Source organism: Burkholderia sp. BCC0405 (genome assembly GCF_902833075.1).
GTDB lineage: Bacteria > Pseudomonadota > Gammaproteobacteria > Burkholderiales > Burkholderiaceae > Burkholderia.
The window spans coordinates 103074-120317 of sequence record NZ_CADFEO010000004.1 but is presented as its reverse complement, the minus strand read 5'-3'; the positions used below and the strand labels follow the sequence as shown (position 1 = coordinate 120317).

Below are 17244 nucleotides of genomic sequence, written 5' to 3'. Positions count from 1 at the left end.
GCGTTCATGTGGGATCCCCTTTCAATCCGGTACGCGGCCGCGTCGTCATTCGCTGCGACGGCGGCGGGCCGTCAAAGGGCCGCAGTATCGGGAAATTCCCCGCGCGCTGCGTAACGAACCGATACGGACGTATTACCGACGTAACACGCACGGCCGGCGGGCACGACCGGGGCCGGCACCCTGCGAGCCCGGCGGCCCGCACGCGTACCCGACCCGGCCAGCCAGATCGGGCGGGCCCGAGCGCCCTTCATGGACACCTCGTCGTCAGGCGTGATGCACCGTCACGCCGTGCATGCGGACGACCGCGCCGGCCCGCATCGTGTCATCGCCGGTAATACGTGTAATCCAGGCAGAAAGGTGATCCAAAGCCGCGCGACCTATAGTCCGACGCCACGCGCTGTCACGATGCAGCGCCACTCGCCGGTGCGATGCCGGGCGGGTGCGACACTTGAAACGCACGGGGAAATCGGGGCATGGCCATTCAGACAGCAACGACGGCGCACGACGACGCGTCGCCACACATGCGCGCCGACGGCGCCGACACCGCCGCGGCGCTGGTCTGGCGCGCACTGCAAATCGAACCCGTCGCCCTCGTGCCGCAACTGCTGACGCAAAGCGGCAACACGATTCATCGTGTCGAGCTCGCGGACGGTCGAACGGTGGTGCTGCGCGTCAGCCCGCAGCCCGCCGCGTTCGCGCACACCGCGTCCAACCTCGACGCGCTGCGCGTGCTGGGCCTGCCGGTCCAGCAGGTGCTGGCAGCCGGCCCCGCCGCGCCGGGCCAATCGTTCGTGATCCTGAACTGGCTCGACGGGTTCGACCTGAAGTTCGCGCTGCCGGCCATGCGCCCGGATCAGATGGCCGCCGTCGCCGAACGCGTGACCGACTGCCAGCAACGCGTCGCCGGCCTGCCTGCGAGCCGCGGCTTCGGCTGGGCGCCGATCGGCCGGGATGCAGCGCATGCGCGCTGGACCGACCTGTTCGGCGCACCGGCCAGCGCGCCCGCCGCCTTCGAGGCCACCCCGCTGAATCACCTGCGTGCGCGGTTGCGCGCGATGCGGTCGACACTCGAGCCCTACTTCGCAGCCCGCACGCCGGTGTGCTTTCTCGACGACCTCACGACCCGCAACGTGATCGTCGACAACGGCGCATTGAGCGGCTTCATCGACCTCGATTTCGTCTGCTACGGCGATCCGCTGCTGCAGGTCGGCACGACGCTCGCGTACCTGGCTGCCGATGTCGGCGACGCAGGCCGCGCGTACGGAGATGCGCTGGTCGACTGCTGGTCACCGTCCGGCGATGCGCGCCGCGCGATGTACTTCTATGCGGGCCTGTGGGCGACGGGTTTCCTCGCCGCGGCCGAAACCGCCGGCGACGCATGGCGGATCCGCACGCTCGAACCGGCGGCGCGGGCCTTGCTGGACGCCGCCGAAACCTGCTGACAACGGAATGCCATCGATGACACCCAATGCCCTGAACTTCTCGGGCGGCCCGGGCGCCCTGCCCGAGGCCGTGCTGCGCCACGCGCATGAAGCGATCGTCGCGTTGCCGGAAACCGGCGTGTCGGTGCTCGGCATGAGCCATCGCTCCGACTGGTTCCAGGCGCTGCTCGACGAAGCCGAGCGCAACCTGCGCGCGTTGCTCGGCGTGTCGGATCGCCATGCGCTGATCTTCCTGCAGGGTGGCAGCAGCCTGCTGTTCGCGACGATCCCGATGAACTTCGCGACGCGCCGCCATGCGCCGCCCGAGTATGTGAATTCCGGCTACTGGAGCAGTCGCGCAAGCGCCGAGGCGGCGCGCGTCGGCGCCGCGCGCGTGGCATGGAGCGGGCAGAACGGCGGCTTTCGCCGGCTGCCCGCGCTCGAGCAGCTCGCCCTCGCGCCCGACGCCGCGTACCTGCACTATGTGTCTAACGAAACCGTCGAGGGGCTGCAGTTCGAGCCGCCGGCGGCCGCGCCGCACGATGTGCCGCTCGTCGTCGACATGTCGTCCGATTTCCTGTCGCGGCCGCTCGATGCGAGCCGTTTCGCGATGATCTACGCGCACGCGCAGAAGAACCTCGGGCCAGCCGGCGTCACGGTTGCACTGATCGACCGCGCGCTGCTCGAGCGGATTCCGGACAACCTGCCCGGCATCCTCGACTTCCGCACGCACGTCGCGCACGGCTCGAACTACAACACGCCGCCGGTGTTCGCGATCTACGTGCTGACGCTGGTCACGCGCTGGCTGCGCGACGAGATCGGCGGGCTCGCGGCGATGCAGCGCATCAACGATCGCAAGGCACAGCGCCTGTACGGCACGCTCGACGCGCTGAGCGATGCCGTCACCGTGCACGCGGAGCGGCCGTGGCGCTCCCGGATGAACGCCGCGTTCACGTTCGGCGATGCACGGCTCGACCATGCGTTCGCCACCGCTGCCGCGCAGCGCGGAATCATCGGGCTCGACGGCCATCGCTCGCTCGGCGGGCTGCGCGCGTCGCTTTACAACGCCGTCACGCCCGCCGCCGTGGACACGCTGTGCGACGCGCTGACCGAATTCGCCGTCGCGCACGCATGAACCGCGCTGCCGGCCGCCCCGCCACGCCGATGTCATCGCCCTTTCCCGGCGTGCCGATCCGGCTGGCGCCGCTGGCACGCGCACTCGACGCGGCGCCGCTCGACGTCGCGCTGCACGCGCGGATGCGCGACGCGCTGCAGACGGCCGGCGACCATGACGGCTTCACCGCGCACCAGCTAGCGGTCGCCGCGCTCGATGTGCTCGACGGCACGCCGCCCGCCACCCGGGCGCTCGCGCTGTACAACCTCGCGACCATCTACGCGATGAAAGGCCGCCACGACGACGCGGTGCGCTGGTACCGGCACACGCTCGCCGTGAACCCGGCACTCGCGAGCGCGCACCAGAACCTCGCCGCGCTGTACGCGACGCTCGGGCGCGCGACCGAAGCACGCGCGCATCGCGAACACGCGTACCGGCTGCAGCGCGTGTTCGTCGAACCGGCGCTCGACGGCGATGGCGACACGCGGCGGTTGCTGATCGTCGGCGTCGGCGGCGGCACGGGCAACGTCCCGCTCGATGCGCTGCTGCCGTTCCGCACGACGACCCGCATCAAGTACGCGATCGACTATGCGGCCGATGCCGAGGATGCGCTGTTGCCGCCCCACGATCTCGCATTCAACGCGATCGGCGATCCGGACATCGCCGCGCCGCTCGCCGCTCGTCTCGCCCGTTTCGCGAGCCGCAGCGCGGTGCCCGTGCTGAACCCGCCCGGCGCGATCGCGCACACCCATCGCGACCGCATCGCCGCACGCCTCGCGGCGTTGCCGGACGTGCGGGTGCCGCCGTGCGTGCGCATCGCGGACCCACGCACGCCGCTCGACGCGCTACTGCGCCGCCTCGCGCGGGAAGGCGTCGCGTTTCCGCTGCTGCTGCGGCCCGCCGGCGCGCATGGCGGCGACGGCGTGACCCGGCACGTGGCGCCCGACACGCTCGCCGCCGCGCTCGCGCGGCTTGACGGCCCGGCCTACGCGACGGCCTACCGCGACACCCGCAACGCCGACGGCTACTTCCGCAAGTACCGCGCGATCTTCGTCGATCGCGTGCCTTACCCGTACCACCTCGCGATTTCTTCGCACTGGCTCGTCCACTACTTCTCGGCCGACATGACCTCGGCGCGGTGGAAGCTCGACGAGGAGCGCCGCTTCCTCGACGAGCCGCGTGCGGCGCTCGGCGATACGGCACTGCGCGCGCTCGCCGCGATCGGCCGGCGACTGGATCTCGACTACGGCGGCGTCGACTTCGCACTGACCGACGACGGCCGGGTGGTCGTCTTCGAAGCGAACGCGACGATGCTCGTCCACCGCGAAGCGGCCGACGGGCCGCTCGCGCACAAGAACCCGCACATCGAGCGGATCGCGCACGCATTCGTGCGCATGCTCGACGCGCGCTGTGGCACGCCCCCTTCCCATCCGGCACCCGGCCAGCCATGACACCCGCCCCGACGCTCGCCCACGCCAGGGAGCAGCATCTCGCCGGCAACCTGTCCGGCGCCCGCACGCTCTACGAAGCGCTGCTCGCCGACGATCCCGGCAATGACGAACTCCGGATGCGGCTCGGCATCCTCGAGCTGCAATGCGGCAACGCCGCCGGTGCGCTCGCACAGCTCGACCGCGCGGTCGCGCTTGCGCCGCACGACGCCCGCCACCATGTGGCGCGCGGTCACGTCCTGCACACGCTCGGCCGGCATGCCGGCGCGGCGGATGCGCTGCGCGCCGCGCTCGCGATCGATCCCCTGAACGCGGACACGTACGCCGCGCTCGGCAACGCGCTGCAGGCGCTCGGCGATCACGCGGGTGCGATCGATGCATACGGTCACACGCTCGCGCTCGCCCCGTCGAACGCGGATGTCGCGAACAACCTCGGCAACAGCCACCGGCAGCTCGGCGCGACCGACGCGGCCGAACGCGCGTACCGCACCGCGCTCGCCGCGCAGCCCGCCCACGCGCTCGCGCTGACCAACCTCGGCACGCTGCTTGACGCGCGCGGCCTGCACGACGACGCGCTCATGCTGCTGCACGAAGCCGTACGCGCCGCGCCGGACGCACCCGCCGGCCTGATCAACCTCGGCGCGGCGCTGTGCGCCCAGCGCGCGTTCGCCGCGGCGGCCACGCATCTCGCGCACGCGGCGGCGCTCGCGCCGCACGACGCCGACGCGGCCTACAACCTCGGCAACGCGCTGCTGGGGCTCGGCCGCCACGCGCAGGCCGCCGACCAGTACCGGCGCGCGATTGCGCTGCGGCCCGGTCACGCCGACGCGCTGAACAATCTCGGCACCGTGTGCGAGCGCCTCGGCGATACCGCGGCGGCCGCCCGCGCGTTCGACGCCGCACTGCACGCGCGGCCCGGCTTCGTCTCGGCGCACAACAACGCCGCGAACCTGCTGCGGCGGCTGGGCCGGCACGACGACGCGATTGCGCACCTGCGCGCCGCACTGGCCAGCGTCCCCGGCCACTCGGCCACACACAACCACCTCGGCAACGTGCTGAAGGACGACGGTGCGCTCGACGCCGCCGTCGACAGCTACCGGCGCGCGCTTGCCGACGATCCGGGCAACGCAGTCGCGCACAGCAACCTCGTCTATGCACTGAATTTCCAATCGGAACACCCGGAGGCAGTGCTCGCGGAAGCGCTGAACTGGTCTGCACGGCACGAGACGCCCCGCGGCGCGGTTGCGACACCCCCGGCGCGCGCACGGGCGCCGGACGCGCGGCTGCGGATCGGTTATGTCGGCGCGGATTTCCGCGAGCACTGCCAGGCGCTGTTCCTCGTGCCGCTGCTGTCGCATCACGACCGCCGCTCGTTCGAGATCACCTGCTACGCGAGCGTCGCGCGGCCGGACGCGCTCACCGCGCGGCTCGCCGGCTACGCGGATCGCTGGCGCGACGTGCATGGGCTCGACGACGACGCCCTCGCGCAGCGCATCCGCGACGACGGCATCGACATCCTCGTCGACCTGACCATGCACATGGCGGAAGGCCGGCCGGGCCTGTTCGCGCACCGGCCCGCGCCGATCCAGGCGATCTGGCTCGCCTACCCGGGCACGAGCGGCCTGGCGTCGATCGACTTCCGGCTGACCGATCCCCATCTCGATCCTCCCGGGCATGACGATTTCTATCGCGAACGCTCGATCCGGCTCGCGGATACCTTCTGGTGCTACGACCCGCTGACCGACACGCCGGCGGTCGGGCCGCCGCCCGCGCTCGCCACCGGCCACGTGACGTTCGGCTGCCTGAACAATCCGTGCAAGCTGACCGACCGCACGTTGCGCCTGTGGGCCGGGCTGTTCGCACGCCTGCCAGATGCACGGCTGGTCGTGATGGCGCCGCAGGGCGCGGGGCAGATCCGGCTGGTCGAGCGGCTGCGCGCGCACGGCATCGAGCCGGCACGCGTCGACTGCGTGCCGTACCGGCCACGCGCCGACTATCTCGCCACCTATCGCGGCATCGACATCGCACTCGACACGTTCCCTTACAACGGCCACACGACGACGCTCGATGCACTGTGGATGGGCGTGCCGGTCGTGTCGCGCGTCGGGCGCACCGCCGTCGGCCGGGGCGGGCTGTCCCAGCTCGCGAACCTCGGGCTCCAGGCGCTTGCCGCCGGCAGCGACGCCGCGTTCGTCGACATCGCCGCCGGCCTCGCCCGCGACCTGCCCGCGCTGGCCGCACTGCGCGGCGAACTGCGTGCGCGCGTCGCGCGCTCGCCGCTGATGGACGGCGCGCGCTTCGCACGCGAGATGGAGGCGGCGTACCGGCACATGTGGTGCAGCGCCTGACCGGCCCACGCGTCCGGCCGGGGACTGGCCGAACGGTATAGCCGCCGGTCGCGCACCGCGCGGCGCGCCCGCGCTATGATGTTGCAACGGCGATCACGCCGCGCCATTGCCGCACGCGCCGTCGTGCACACTGTCCCCTTTCGAGGAAGCAACCCATGTCCATTTCGATGTACCAGGCCTCCGTGCCTGTCCTGATCCGTGGCCTGACCAACCTGCAGCACATCCTCGGCAAGGCGCAGGCGCACGCGGCCGAAAAGCAGATCGATCCGTCGGTGTTCGTCGGCGCCCGCCTGTACCCGGACATGCTGCCGCTCGTCCGCCAGGTCTACATCGCGACGGACACGGCCAAGGGCTGCGCCGCGCGCCTCGCCGATGTCGAGATCCCGAGCTTCCCGGACGTCGAGCAGACCTTCGACGAACTGCACGCGCGCATCCAGAAGACGATCGACTACCTGAAAAGCTTCGACGCCGCGCAGATCGACGGCAGCGAGGCGCGCCAGATCGTGCTGAAGATGCGTGTCGGCCCGATCGAGTTCAGCGGCCAGTCGTACCTGCTGAATTTCGTGCTGCCCAATTTCTTCTTCCACGTGACGACCGCGTACGACATCCTGCGCCACAACGGCGTCGAGCTCGGCAAGCTCGACTACCTGGGCGGGCGCGACCAGCACGCCTGACGCGCGGCGGGGCAATGCCCTGCCCGCCGCCGCCGGCACCCGCGTGCAGGCAACGCGCGGCGGCGGCGCCGGGCCTGCCGCGCAAGCCGGCCGGAGCGCTTTCCGGAGCGCCTGCCGGCGGCGCGCGGCCCATGCCAGCCGAAACGCCGCCCGGCTGGCGTAAAATACGCACTTTCCTCTTTCTCGCCCCCTTATGACGCTCGCCTCCACGCTCGACATCATCGCCGAGCTGAAAGCCGGCCGGATGGTGATCCTGGTCGACGAAGAAGACCGCGAAAACGAGGGCGACCTCGTGATCGCCGCCGAATTCGTCACGCCGGAAGCGATCAACTTCATGGCCAGGTACGGCCGCGGCCTGGTTTGTCTGACGTTGACGCAGGAACGCTGCAAGCAGTTGCACCTGCCGCTGATGACCTACCGCAACGGCACGCAGTACGGCACCGCCTTCACGGTCAGCATCGAAGCGGCAGAAGGCGTGACGACCGGCATCTCGGCTGCCGACCGTGCGCACACGATCGCCACGGCGGTCGCGCACGACGTACGCCCCGAGCACATCGTGCAGCCGGGTCACGTGTTCCCGATCATGGCGCAGCCCGGCGGCGTGCTCGTGCGCGCGGGCCACACCGAGGCCGGTTGCGACTTCACCGCGCTCGCGGGCCTCACGCCGGCCGCGGTGATCTGCGAGATCATCAAGGACGACGGCACGATGGCGCGCCTGCCCGACCTGATCGAATTCGCGCAGGAACACAACCTGAAGATCGGCACGATCGCCGACCTGATCCAGTACCGCAGCCGCACCGAATCGATCATCGAGCGGATCGCCGAGCGCACGATGCAGACCGCGCACGGCACGTTCCGCGCGGTGCTGTACCGCGACCAGCCGAGCGGCTCGCCGCACATCGCGCTGGTGCGCGGTGCGCCGTCGCCCGACGTCGATACGCCGGTGCGCGTGCACGAGCCGCTGTCGGTGCTCGACCTGCTCGAAACGGGCGTGTCGACGCACTCGTGGACGCTCGACGCCGCGATGCGCGAGATCGCGGAGCGCGACCTCGGCGTGATCGTGCTGCTCAACTGCGGCGACACGAAGGAACACCTGATCGACGTCTTCAAGGCGTTCGACGAGGAAGAAAAGGCCGCTGCGCTCAAGCGCCGGCCGGTCGATTTCAAGACGTTCGGCATCGGCGCGCAGATCCTGCGCGATGTCGGCGTCGGCAAGATGCAGGTGCTGTCGAACCCGCGCAAGCTGGGCAGCATGTCCGGCTACGGCCTGGAAGTCACGGGCTTCATCCCGATGCCCGGCGCCGAAGCCAAGTCCTGCCCGGCGTCCCACGCGTAACCCGCCACGGCGCTTTCGCCCTATAACCGTTCATCCACACCACGGACAAGATCATGGAAATCGGACAATACCAACCGAATCTCGAAGGCGACGGCCTGCGTATCGGCATCGTGCAATCGCGCTTCAACGAGCCGGTGTGCAACGGCCTCGCCGACGCGTGCGTCGAGGAACTGGAACGCCTCGGCGTCACCGGTGAAGACGTGCTGCTCGTGTCGGTGCCCGGCGCGCTGGAAATCCCGCTTGCGCTGCAGAAGCTCGCGGAAAGCGGCCAGTTCGACGCGCTGATCGCACTCGGCGCGGTGATCCGCGGCGAGACCTACCACTTCGAACTCGTGTCGAACGAGAGCGGCGCGGGCATCACCCGCATCGGCCTCGACTTCAACCTGCCGATCGCGAACGCGGTCCTGACGACCGAAAACGACGAGCAGGCCGTCGCGCGCATGACCGAAAAGGGTCGTGACGCCGCACGCGTCGCCGTCGAGATGGCGAACCTGACGATGGCCCTCGACCAGCTCGGCGACGACGACGAGGACGAAGAGGAAGACGAAGACGACGAAGAGGAGCGCGCATGAAGAAGAGCGCCCGCCGACAATCGCGCGAGCTGGCGACGCAGGGGCTGTACCAGTGGCTGCTGTCGAACGCGTCCTCCGGCGAGATCGACGCGCAACTGCGCGGCGCGCTCGGTTACGACAAGGCTGACAAGGAGCTGCTCGACGCGATCCTGCACGGCGTGATCCGCGAGCACGCCACGCTCGTCGAAGCGCTGACGCCGTCGCTCGACCGTCCGATCGACCAGTTGTCGCCGGTCGAACGCGCCGTGCTGCTGATCGCGACGTTCGAGCTCACGCACCACGTCGAAACGCCGTACCGCGTGATCATCAACGAAGCTGTCGAACTCGCGAAGACGTTCGGCGGCTCCGACGGCTACAAGTACGTGAACGGCGTGCTCGACAAGCTCGCCGCGAAGCTGCGCCCCGCCGAAACGCAGGCGCGCCGCAACGGCTGATACCGTTGATCCGGAACGGGCGCGCATGCGCCCGTTTTTTCTTTTGCCCCGCCCCCTCGCCCTGCCCTCCCGATGAATACCGCCACCGATTCGCTCGTCAGACTCGCCGCACGCGTCGACGCGATCCAGCCCTTCTACGTGATGGAACTGATGAAGGAGGCACAGCGTCTGGAGTCGTCCGGGCGCGATGTTATCCACATGGGCATCGGCGAGCCGGATTTCACTGCGCCGGAGCCGGTCGTCGAAGCGGCCGCGGCCGCGCTGCGCCGCGGCGTCACGCAATATACGAGCGCGCTCGGCATTGCACCGCTGCGCGAGGCGATCGCCGCGCACTACGCGCGCGCCTACGGCCTCACGATCAGTCCGGAACGGATCGTCGTGACGGCCGGCGCATCGGCCGCGCTGCTGCTCGCGTGCCTCGCGCTCGTCGGGCGTGACGACGAGGTGCTGATGCCCGACCCGTCGTATCCGTGCAACCGACACTTCGTCGCGGCGGCCGAGGGCCGCGCGGTGCTCGTGCCGAGCGGCCCGGACGCGCGCTTCCAGCTCACCGAGGACGACGTCCGCACGCGCTGGGGCGATCGCACCCGCGGCGTGCTGCTCGCGTCGCCGTCGAACCCGACCGGCACGTCGCTCGAACCCGACGAGCTGAAGCGGATCGTCGAGGCCGTGCGCGCACGCGGCGGCTTCACGATCGTCGACGAGATCTACCAGGGGCTCAGCTACGACGCGGCGCCCGTGTCGGCGCTGTCGTTCGGCGACGACGTCGTCACCGTGAACAGCTTCTCCAAGTATTTCAGCATGACGGGCTGGCGGCTCGGCTGGCTGGTCGTGCCGCCCGCGCTGGTCGGCACGTTCGAAAAGCTGGCGCAGAACCTGTTCATCTGCCCGTCCGCGCTCGCGCAGCACGCGGCGCTCGCGTGCTTCGAGCCGGCCGCGCTCGACATCTACGAAGCACGCCGGCTCGAATTCAAGCGCCGCCGCGACTTCATCGCGCCGGCGCTCGAACGGCTCGGCTTCACGGTGCCCGTGATGCCGGACGGCGCGTTCTACGTGTATGCGCACTGCGGCGGCGTCGCCCACCCGGCGGCCGGCGACAGCGCCGCGCTCACGACGGCGATGCTGCACGACGCGGGGGTCGTGCTGGTGCCCGGCATGGACTTCGGTGTCCATGCACCGCGTGACTATATCCGCCTGTCCTATGCGACGGCCTACTCTCGGCTCGAGGAGGCGGTCGACCGGCTCGCGACACTGTTCGGGCAGCACTGACACGCGGCCGGTGCGGCGGCCATTCCGCGCACGGCAGAAACAAAAAGGCACCCGGACCGGGTGCCTTTTTCATCTCCTGCCGGCTGCAGCCGTGCGGTACGTTACCGCCGCACGTTACGCGCCAAGCTCCGAATGGTCGCCGTGCGACTTGTTCGCGGTATCGACGCTCGCGTCGTCCTGCGGCGTGGCTTCCTTCGATGCCGTCGATTTCGCCGACGTCGAGGTTTCCAGCGTCGCATGTACGCGCTTTGCGCCGCCTGAGGCTGCCGTCACCGCAACAGCCGTGACGATCGGCTTCGCCGGCGCCTGCGGCGCATTGATCGACACGCTGCGGCCACGCGCGACGTCGCGCAGGCGGCCGCGCTCGGCCATCACCTTCGAACCGTAGCCGTTGTCGTCGGGGTTCGTCGAGCCGTTGTACAAGCGCAGGCCGTTCGCAAGCGAACCGCCACGTGCGATGCAGTCCTTCAGGACGAGTGCGCCGACCTGGAGGTTCGCGAGCGGCTGCAGTGCGGTATCGGTGCCGCCGAAATACTCGAACTTGTCGGAATGGACCTTCGACATGACCTGCATCAGGCCCTTCGCGCCGACGCCGCTCTCGGCGTACGGGTTGAAGCCCGACTCGATCGCCATCACCGACAGCAGCAGCAGCGGATCGAGGCCGACGTCACGGCCGGTCTGGAACGCCGCCTTGACGAGCTGGCCGAGCGGCTCCTGTGCGACGCGGTAACGGCGCGACAGGTAGGTCGCGACGAGCGCCTGTTCGCGATTCGATGCGAGCGCACGGTCGTCACGCGCATCGGCCGCCACGCGCTGGGTCGGAATCAGTTTGGCGAGCGCGACGGGCGACGGGCCGTTGCGGGCCGGATCGGAGGCATCGCCCTGCTGCGCGGTGGCTTCCGGTGCGACGTCGAGGCCGACCGCAAGCGCGTCCGTTTCGGGGCTGTCTTCCTGCTGCGGCCGCGCGCCGGCGGGCGCGAAGTTCGGCAGCGGATGGCCGGTCAGCAGACGGGCCGGACCGGCTTGCACGGCCGCGGATACGACCGGCATCAGCTTCGCGGCGAGCGTGCCGCGGACGGTTGGCAGCAGCCACAGTGCGAGCGCAACTGCGACAGCGAGACAGCCGACAACGCTGAATAGATGGTGACTGACACGCGTCCCGCGACGCAGCATGCTGCGCACGAATTGCGCATGCTGCTCGCTAGGACGCCACGATAACCAAGCGTTCATTCAGATCATCTCCCATGAACATGACTCGTGCGGCTCGCTCAGCTCGAAGGCGAGACAGGTAACGCGCCGCGGAATCACGACGCCGCACGCTTTGGTTGGGGCGTGCAGGCATCGGGGAAACGGTATAAGTACCGTTCGAGGCCACGGTGTAAGAGGGCCGGCACCTTCGCACACTGGGCGAGGCGGGCATACGCGGTGGCACCCACGCAAAAAACCAGCGTCTGGTGGCGCTGGCTGAGACTACGACTAAGGCCGTCGGATACGCCGTGCAGGATTCGGCGGACGGTGACGCGCTGCGTCAAAGATCGGTGATTGGCGGCTCGAAGCCTTTTACCCTGCAGCCAATGTGAGCGGATTCTAGCAGGGTTTTATAGATCGTCAACACTATAAAACATTGAAATCATAACAAAAAGTAATTTACCAGCACTCTTCAGATCGCAATCCCCGTGCCGTAGGGGGTTTGCGCGCAGTCGACTTTTTTCTCCGCCGGGCGGGCATGCGGCGGCGCGGGTAAAATCGTCGGTCGATTCGGGGTCGCAGCCGGCCGCTGCGCCCGCCCATCGCTGCCCGCTTTGCGGGTGGCCCGGACCTTCTTCATGAAATACAAAGACTTACGCGATTTCATCCAGCGCCTCGAGGCGCTCGGCGAGCTGCGGCGCGTCACGCAGCCCGTGTCGCCCGTGCTCGAAATGACCGAGCTGTGCGACCGCGTGCTGCGCGCCGGCGGCCCCGCGCTGCTGTTCAATGCACCGACCGGCTACGACTTCCCGGTGCTCGGCAACCTGTTCGGCACGCCGCGCCGCGTCGCGCTCGGGATGGGCGTCGATGCGGGCGACGACGCCGCGCTCGATTCGCTGCGCGATCTCGGGCGCCTGCTGTCCGCATTGAAGGAACCCGATCCGCCGAAGAGCCTGAAGGACGCCGGCAAGCTGCTGTCGCTCGCGAAGGCCGTGTGGGACATGGCGCCGAAGTCGGTGTCGTCGCCGCCGTGCCAGGAGATCGTCTGGGAAGGCGCCGACGTCGACCTGAACAGGCTGCCGATCCAGACCTGCTGGCCCGGCGACGCGGGGCCGCTCGTCACGTGGGGCCTGACGGTCACGCGCGGGCCGAACAAGCCGCGGCAGAACCTCGGGATCTACCGCCAGCAGCTGATCGGCCGCAACAAGCTGATCATGCGCTGGCTCGCGCATCGCGGCGGCGCACTCGACTTCCGCGAATTCGCGCTGCAAAACCCCGGCAAGCCGTATCCGGTCGCGGTCGTGCTCGGCGCCGATCCGGCCACGACGCTCGGCGCGGTGACGCCCGTTCCCGATTCGCTGTCCGAGTACCAGTTCGCCGGCCTGCTGCGGGGCAGCCGCACGGAGCTCGCGAAGTGCCTGACGCCCGGCGTCGACACGCTGCAGGTGCCGGCGCGCGCGGAGATCGTGCTCGAAGGCTTCATTTATCCGCAGGAAGGCGCGCCCGCCCCCGCTCCGGCCGGCGCACCGCCGCGCCCGGCCGGCAACGCGTCCGCCGCTTACGAGCACGCGCTCGAAGGCCCGTACGGCGACCACACCGGCTATTACAACGAGCAGGAGTGGTTCCCGGTGTTCACCGTCGAGCGCATCACGATGCGGCGCGACGCGATCTACCACTCGACTTACACGGGCAAGCCGCCCGATGAGCCCGCGGTGCTCGGCGTCGCGCTCAACGAAGTGTTCGTGCCGCTGCTGCAGAAGCAGTTCGCCGAGATCACCGACTTCTACCTGCCGCCCGAAGGCTGCAGCTACCGGATGGCCATCGTCCAGATGAAGAAGAGCTACGCGGGCCACGCGAAGCGCGTGATGTTCGGCGTGTGGAGCTTCCTGCGGCAGTTCATGTATACGAAGTTCATCGTGGTCGTCGACGAGGACGTGAACATCCGCGACTGGAAGGAAGTGATCTGGGCGATCACGACGCGCGTCGACCCCGTGCGCGACACCGTGATGGTCGACAGCACGCCGATCGACTATCTCGACTTCGCGTCGCCGGTTGCCGGCCTCGGCTCGAAGATGGGGCTCGACGCGACCAACAAGTGGCCCGGCGAGACCAGCCGCGAATGGGGCCGCCCGATCGAGATGGATACGGCCGTGAAGGCGCGCGTCGACCGGCTCTGGCAGGAGATCGGCCTCTGACGCCATGCGGCCGGCGCCTGCCGGCCCATGGCGTGCCACTGCCACAAATCGCCACAAGAACAACGCAGATGATCTTTCCGCCCGCCTCCATGCTGTCCGACGGTTTCTTTCTGTCGCTGTCGCTGTGTCTCGACATCGGCCTCGTGAACGTCGCGATGCTGTCGCTGACGCTGTCGCACGGCTTCCGGCCGGGCTTCTGGCTCGGCCTCGGCTCGTGCGTCGGCGACCTCGTCTACGCGGCGCTCGCACTCGCGGGGATGGCCGTGCTGCTGCAGTTCGAACCGGTGCGCTGGATCGTGTGGATCGGCGGCGGTGCGGTACTGCTGTTCCTCACGTGGAAGATGGCGCGCGAAGCGCTCACGCCCGCCAAGGCGACCGGCGACGATGCCGACGACGCGCCGCTGCCGCGCGCCAGCGCACGGCGCAGTTTCCTGCGCGGAATGTTGCTCGCGATGTCGTCGCCGAGCGCGATCCTGTGGTTCGCGGCGGTCGGCGGCGCGCTGATCGCGAAAGCCGGCGCGACCACACCGGCCACCGCGTCGGTATTCCTGTCGGGCTTTTTTCTCGGCGGCCTCGCGTGGACGCTCTTCATGTGCACGCTCGCGAGCCAGGGCCGCAAGCGCGCGGGCGCCGGGCTGATGCGCGCGTGTCACATCGCGTCGGCGCTGCTGTTCGCGTATTTCTCGTACAGCGTGATCGTCGGCGGCTACCGTGACCTGATCGTGCGCGCGGTGTAATCGAGGCCGGCCTGCATGGGCCGCGCGACGGTGTCAGGCGGCGGCCCCAAAAGAAAAACGGCGCAGCGCCCCATTCGGGACGTTGCGCCGTTTTGCCATGCGCGGTCTGGCCGCGCGGCGCGAATCAGCGACGCCAGTAGCCGTGATGGCCCCAGCCGCCGTAACCATGACGCCAGTACGGACGGCCATAGTAGCCCCCGACGACCACGGCGGGCGGCGGCGCGTAGTAGGCCGGCGCCGGTGCGTAATAGACGGGCGGGGGCGGCGGCGCGTAGTACACGGGCGGCGGCGGTGCATAGACGGGATACGCGGGCGCGACCGGAATACCGATGCCGACCCCGATCGACACGTGAGCTTGCGCAGCGCTTGCGGCACCCAGGCCCAGCGCGGCGGCGGCAATGAACGGAATGAGCTTTTTCACTTCGATTCTCCTGCTGGAGCGGTATTTTATGCGCCCCTGTCGGCAACGGCGGGCATGCACGTCGCATGGAAGCAATGTAGCGAAAACCCGCCCCTCACGTGTCGTGCATTTGTTGCAAATTGCAATTGCAAGCGGCCGGCGCCGCCGTGCGGCGCGGCTTGCAGCGCCTGCGGCGACCCTTGCGGGCCGCGCGATTCCGTCCGAGGAGTCGGGTCGCAACGTCATGGCCGGTCAGTCTTACCGGATACGGCGCGCACAACAGGCACGCAACCGTAATGAACGATTACAAATTTGAGACAAGATGCCGACATTTCAAGCCGGATACGGGTGCGATATGTTTTGGGGTCGGATTATAGAATCGTGCATCGACCGCGACGCCCGGCGCCGATACACGCACGATATCGCGCCGCGTACCGGTCAGTCAGGCACCTGCCTGCATGGAACCAGCCGTTGCGCGGCCCCGCCGTCATTCCTGCGATACTGGCGCTTGCTTCGTTTTCGCTTACGCCCGCTGCCATGTCCCTCCCCGACACACCCCGCCTCGGCTTCATCGGCGCCGGCCGTCTCGCGCGCTGCGTCGCGCAGCGCTTCGCGCGGGCCGGCTTTCCGGTCGTCGCGCTCGCGAGCCGCACGCCCGCGTCTGCCGCGGCGCTCGCCGCGCGCATCGACGGCTGCCAGGCGGTCGACACGCCGCAGCAGGTCGCCGACGCCGCCGACCTGATCTTCCTGACGGTGCCCGACGATCATCTCGCGTCGACCGCCGCGGCGCTGCACTTCGATGCTTCGCGCGCGGCGCGGCAGGCCGTCGTTCACTGCAGCGGCGCGTCGGCGGTCGCACTGCTCGATCCGGCGAAGCAGCAAGGCGCGGCCACCGGCGGCTTCCATCCGCTCTACCTGTTCGGCGGCGCCGACGCCGACCTCGCCCGCATCGACGGCTGCTCGGTCACGATCGAAGCCGACGGCGCGTTGCACGCGACGCTGATGCGACTTGCTGCCGCACTCGGCTGCCATCCGCTGTCGATTCCGGCCGGCGGCCGGATGCTCTATCACGCGGCCGCGCACTATGCGGCGAGCTTCGCGCTGTGCGGGCTGGCGGAAGCGGTCGAGCTGTGGCGCGGCCTCGGCTTCGACGAGGACGCCGCGCTGCGCGCGCTGCTGCCGATGCTCGCCGGCACGATCGAGACCGCACGCGACAAGGGGCTCGCGAACGCGCTCTCCGGCCCGGTGTCGCGCGGCGATACGGGTATCGTCGAACGCCAGTTGGCACTGCTCGAAGCGCGCGGCGGCGATCACGCGACGCTGTACGCGCTGCTGACGCGCCGCGCGGTCGCGCTCGCGGCGCAGCGGGCCACGCCGCCGGCGTCGCTGGCGGCGCTCGCCGACGCCGTCGAAACGTCGCTCGCGCGCACCGCCGCGCCCCCCTCCCCGTCGCGAGACGAGGCGTGATAAGGTGTCGGCCGATGCGCCGCCATCCGGCGTTGGCGGCCGCACGCTACCGACTGTATAAAAAGGATGCCAACGATGTTCGGCGAGATCGCCCGTTTTCTGCTCAATACCGTCTTCACGCTGTTCGGCGCCGCGCTGATCCTGCGCGTCTGGATGCAGGCCGTCCGCGTGCCACCGTACAACCCCGTCACGCAGGCCGTGCTGCAGGCGACCAACTGGCTCGTGCTGCCGCTGCGCCGCGTGATCTCGAGCGTGCGCGGCATCGACTGGGCCAGCGTCGTCGCCGCGCTGCTCACCGCGCTCGTCTACGTCGTGCTGATGGTCGTGATGGCCGGCTTCGACCCGGCGTCGGTGATCGCGACGCTCGTCGTGGTCGCGCTGCTCACCGTCGTGAAGTGGGCGCTCAATCTCGTGATCTGGATGACGATCCTGATGGCGCTGCTGTCGTGGCTCAACCCGCGCTCGCCGGCGATGCCGATCCTCTACCAGCTCACCGCGCCGTTCCTGAACCCGCTGCGCCGCATCATCCCGAACCTCGGCGGCATCGACCTGTCGCCGATCCTGCTGTTCGTGATCGTGCAGGTGCTGCTGATGATCGTCACGCGCGCCGCCGTGTCGCTGACGATATTCGGCATCTGACG

Annotated in this window: 15 protein-coding genes; 13 read left to right on the top strand and 2 right to left on the bottom strand. The window is 69.4% G+C overall.

Features of this window, described 5'->3' with window-relative positions; translation table 11 throughout:
• The first annotated feature begins 473 nt into the window (after window positions 1-473).
• The 9 genes from HWX36_RS07835 to HWX36_RS07795 all read left to right on the top strand — a co-directional run bounded on the left by HWX36_RS07835 (window position 474) and on the right by HWX36_RS07795 (window position 10616).
• Window positions 474-1442: a phosphotransferase gene (locus tag HWX36_RS07835; RefSeq protein WP_175951597.1), complete on the top strand. Its 969-nt coding sequence runs from the start codon at window positions 474-476 to the stop codon at window positions 1440-1442.
• Between the two features lie 16 nt (window positions 1443-1458).
• Window positions 1459-2556: a 3-phosphoserine/phosphohydroxythreonine transaminase gene (serC, locus tag HWX36_RS07830; protein WP_175951596.1), complete on the top strand. Its 1098-nt coding sequence runs from the start codon at window positions 1459-1461 to the stop codon at window positions 2554-2556.
• A gap of 29 nt (window positions 2557-2585) precedes the next feature.
• A complete protein-coding gene (locus HWX36_RS07825) occupies window positions 2586-3986 on the top strand; it encodes a tetratricopeptide repeat protein (RefSeq protein WP_175951595.1) in 1401 nt (466 codons plus the stop codon).
• The gene (locus tag HWX36_RS07820) at window positions 3983-6331 is read left to right on the top strand and encodes a tetratricopeptide repeat protein (RefSeq protein ID WP_175951594.1); all 2349 of its coding nucleotides are present in this window, start codon (window positions 3983-3985) and stop codon (window positions 6329-6331) included. Before HWX36_RS07825 ends, HWX36_RS07820 begins: the two co-directional genes overlap by 4 nt.
• A 155-nt stretch (window positions 6332-6486) precedes the next feature.
• A complete protein-coding gene (locus HWX36_RS07815; protein ID WP_175951593.1) occupies window positions 6487-7005 on the top strand; it encodes a DUF1993 domain-containing protein in 519 nt (172 codons plus the stop codon).
• 193 nt (window positions 7006-7198) lie between these two features.
• The gene (ribBA, locus tag HWX36_RS07810) at window positions 7199-8341 is read left to right on the top strand and encodes a bifunctional 3,4-dihydroxy-2-butanone-4-phosphate synthase/GTP cyclohydrolase II (protein ID WP_175951592.1); all 1143 of its coding nucleotides are present in this window, start codon (window positions 7199-7201) and stop codon (window positions 8339-8341) included.
• 53 nt (window positions 8342-8394) lie between these two features.
• Entirely contained in the window at window positions 8395-8913 is a 519-nt protein-coding gene (gene ribH, locus HWX36_RS07805; RefSeq protein ID WP_011351235.1) for a 6,7-dimethyl-8-ribityllumazine synthase, read from the top strand.
• Window positions 8910-9347 carry a transcription antitermination factor NusB gene (gene nusB / locus HWX36_RS07800; protein ID WP_021157083.1) on the top strand — a complete coding sequence of 146 codons (438 nt, stop codon included), beginning with the start codon at window positions 8910-8912 and terminating at the stop codon, window positions 9345-9347. Before ribH ends, nusB begins: the two co-directional genes overlap by 4 nt.
• A gap of 72 nt (window positions 9348-9419) precedes the next feature.
• The gene (locus tag HWX36_RS07795) at window positions 9420-10616 is read left to right on the top strand and encodes a pyridoxal phosphate-dependent aminotransferase (RefSeq protein ID WP_039371039.1); all 1197 of its coding nucleotides are present in this window, start codon (window positions 9420-9422) and stop codon (window positions 10614-10616) included.
• 114 nt (window positions 10617-10730) lie between these two features.
• Here the strand turns inward: HWX36_RS07795 and HWX36_RS07790 are convergent, their stop codons facing one another.
• A complete protein-coding gene (locus HWX36_RS07790) occupies window positions 10731-11846 on the bottom strand; it encodes a lytic transglycosylase domain-containing protein (protein WP_175951591.1) in 1116 nt (371 codons plus the stop codon).
• A 596-nt stretch (window positions 11847-12442) separates the two neighbouring features.
• Here HWX36_RS07790 and HWX36_RS07785 point away from each other — a divergent pair.
• Window positions 12443-13999: a UbiD family decarboxylase gene (locus HWX36_RS07785; RefSeq protein ID WP_175951590.1), complete on the top strand. Its 1557-nt coding sequence runs from the start codon at window positions 12443-12445 to the stop codon at window positions 13997-13999.
• Between the two features lie 68 nt (window positions 14000-14067).
• A complete protein-coding gene (locus HWX36_RS07780; protein ID WP_175951589.1) occupies window positions 14068-14736 on the top strand; it encodes a LysE family transporter in 669 nt (222 codons plus the stop codon).
• A 124-nt stretch (window positions 14737-14860) separates the two neighbouring features.
• Here HWX36_RS07780 and HWX36_RS07775 read toward each other — a convergent pair whose 3' ends face one another.
• Entirely contained in the window at window positions 14861-15157 is a 297-nt protein-coding gene (locus tag HWX36_RS07775; protein ID WP_006488565.1) for a hypothetical protein, read from the bottom strand.
• A 516-nt stretch (window positions 15158-15673) separates the two neighbouring features.
• Here HWX36_RS07775 and HWX36_RS07770 point away from each other — a divergent pair.
• Complete coding sequence (locus HWX36_RS07770; protein WP_175951588.1) at window positions 15674-16603, top strand: DUF2520 domain-containing protein; 930 nt, start codon at window positions 15674-15676, stop codon at window positions 16601-16603.
• 75 nt (window positions 16604-16678) lie between these two features.
• Window positions 16679-17242, top strand: a complete 564-nt coding sequence (locus HWX36_RS07765) for a YggT family protein (RefSeq protein WP_175951587.1) — start codon at window positions 16679-16681, stop codon at window positions 17240-17242.
• The last annotated feature ends 2 nt before the right edge of the window (window positions 17243-17244 follow it).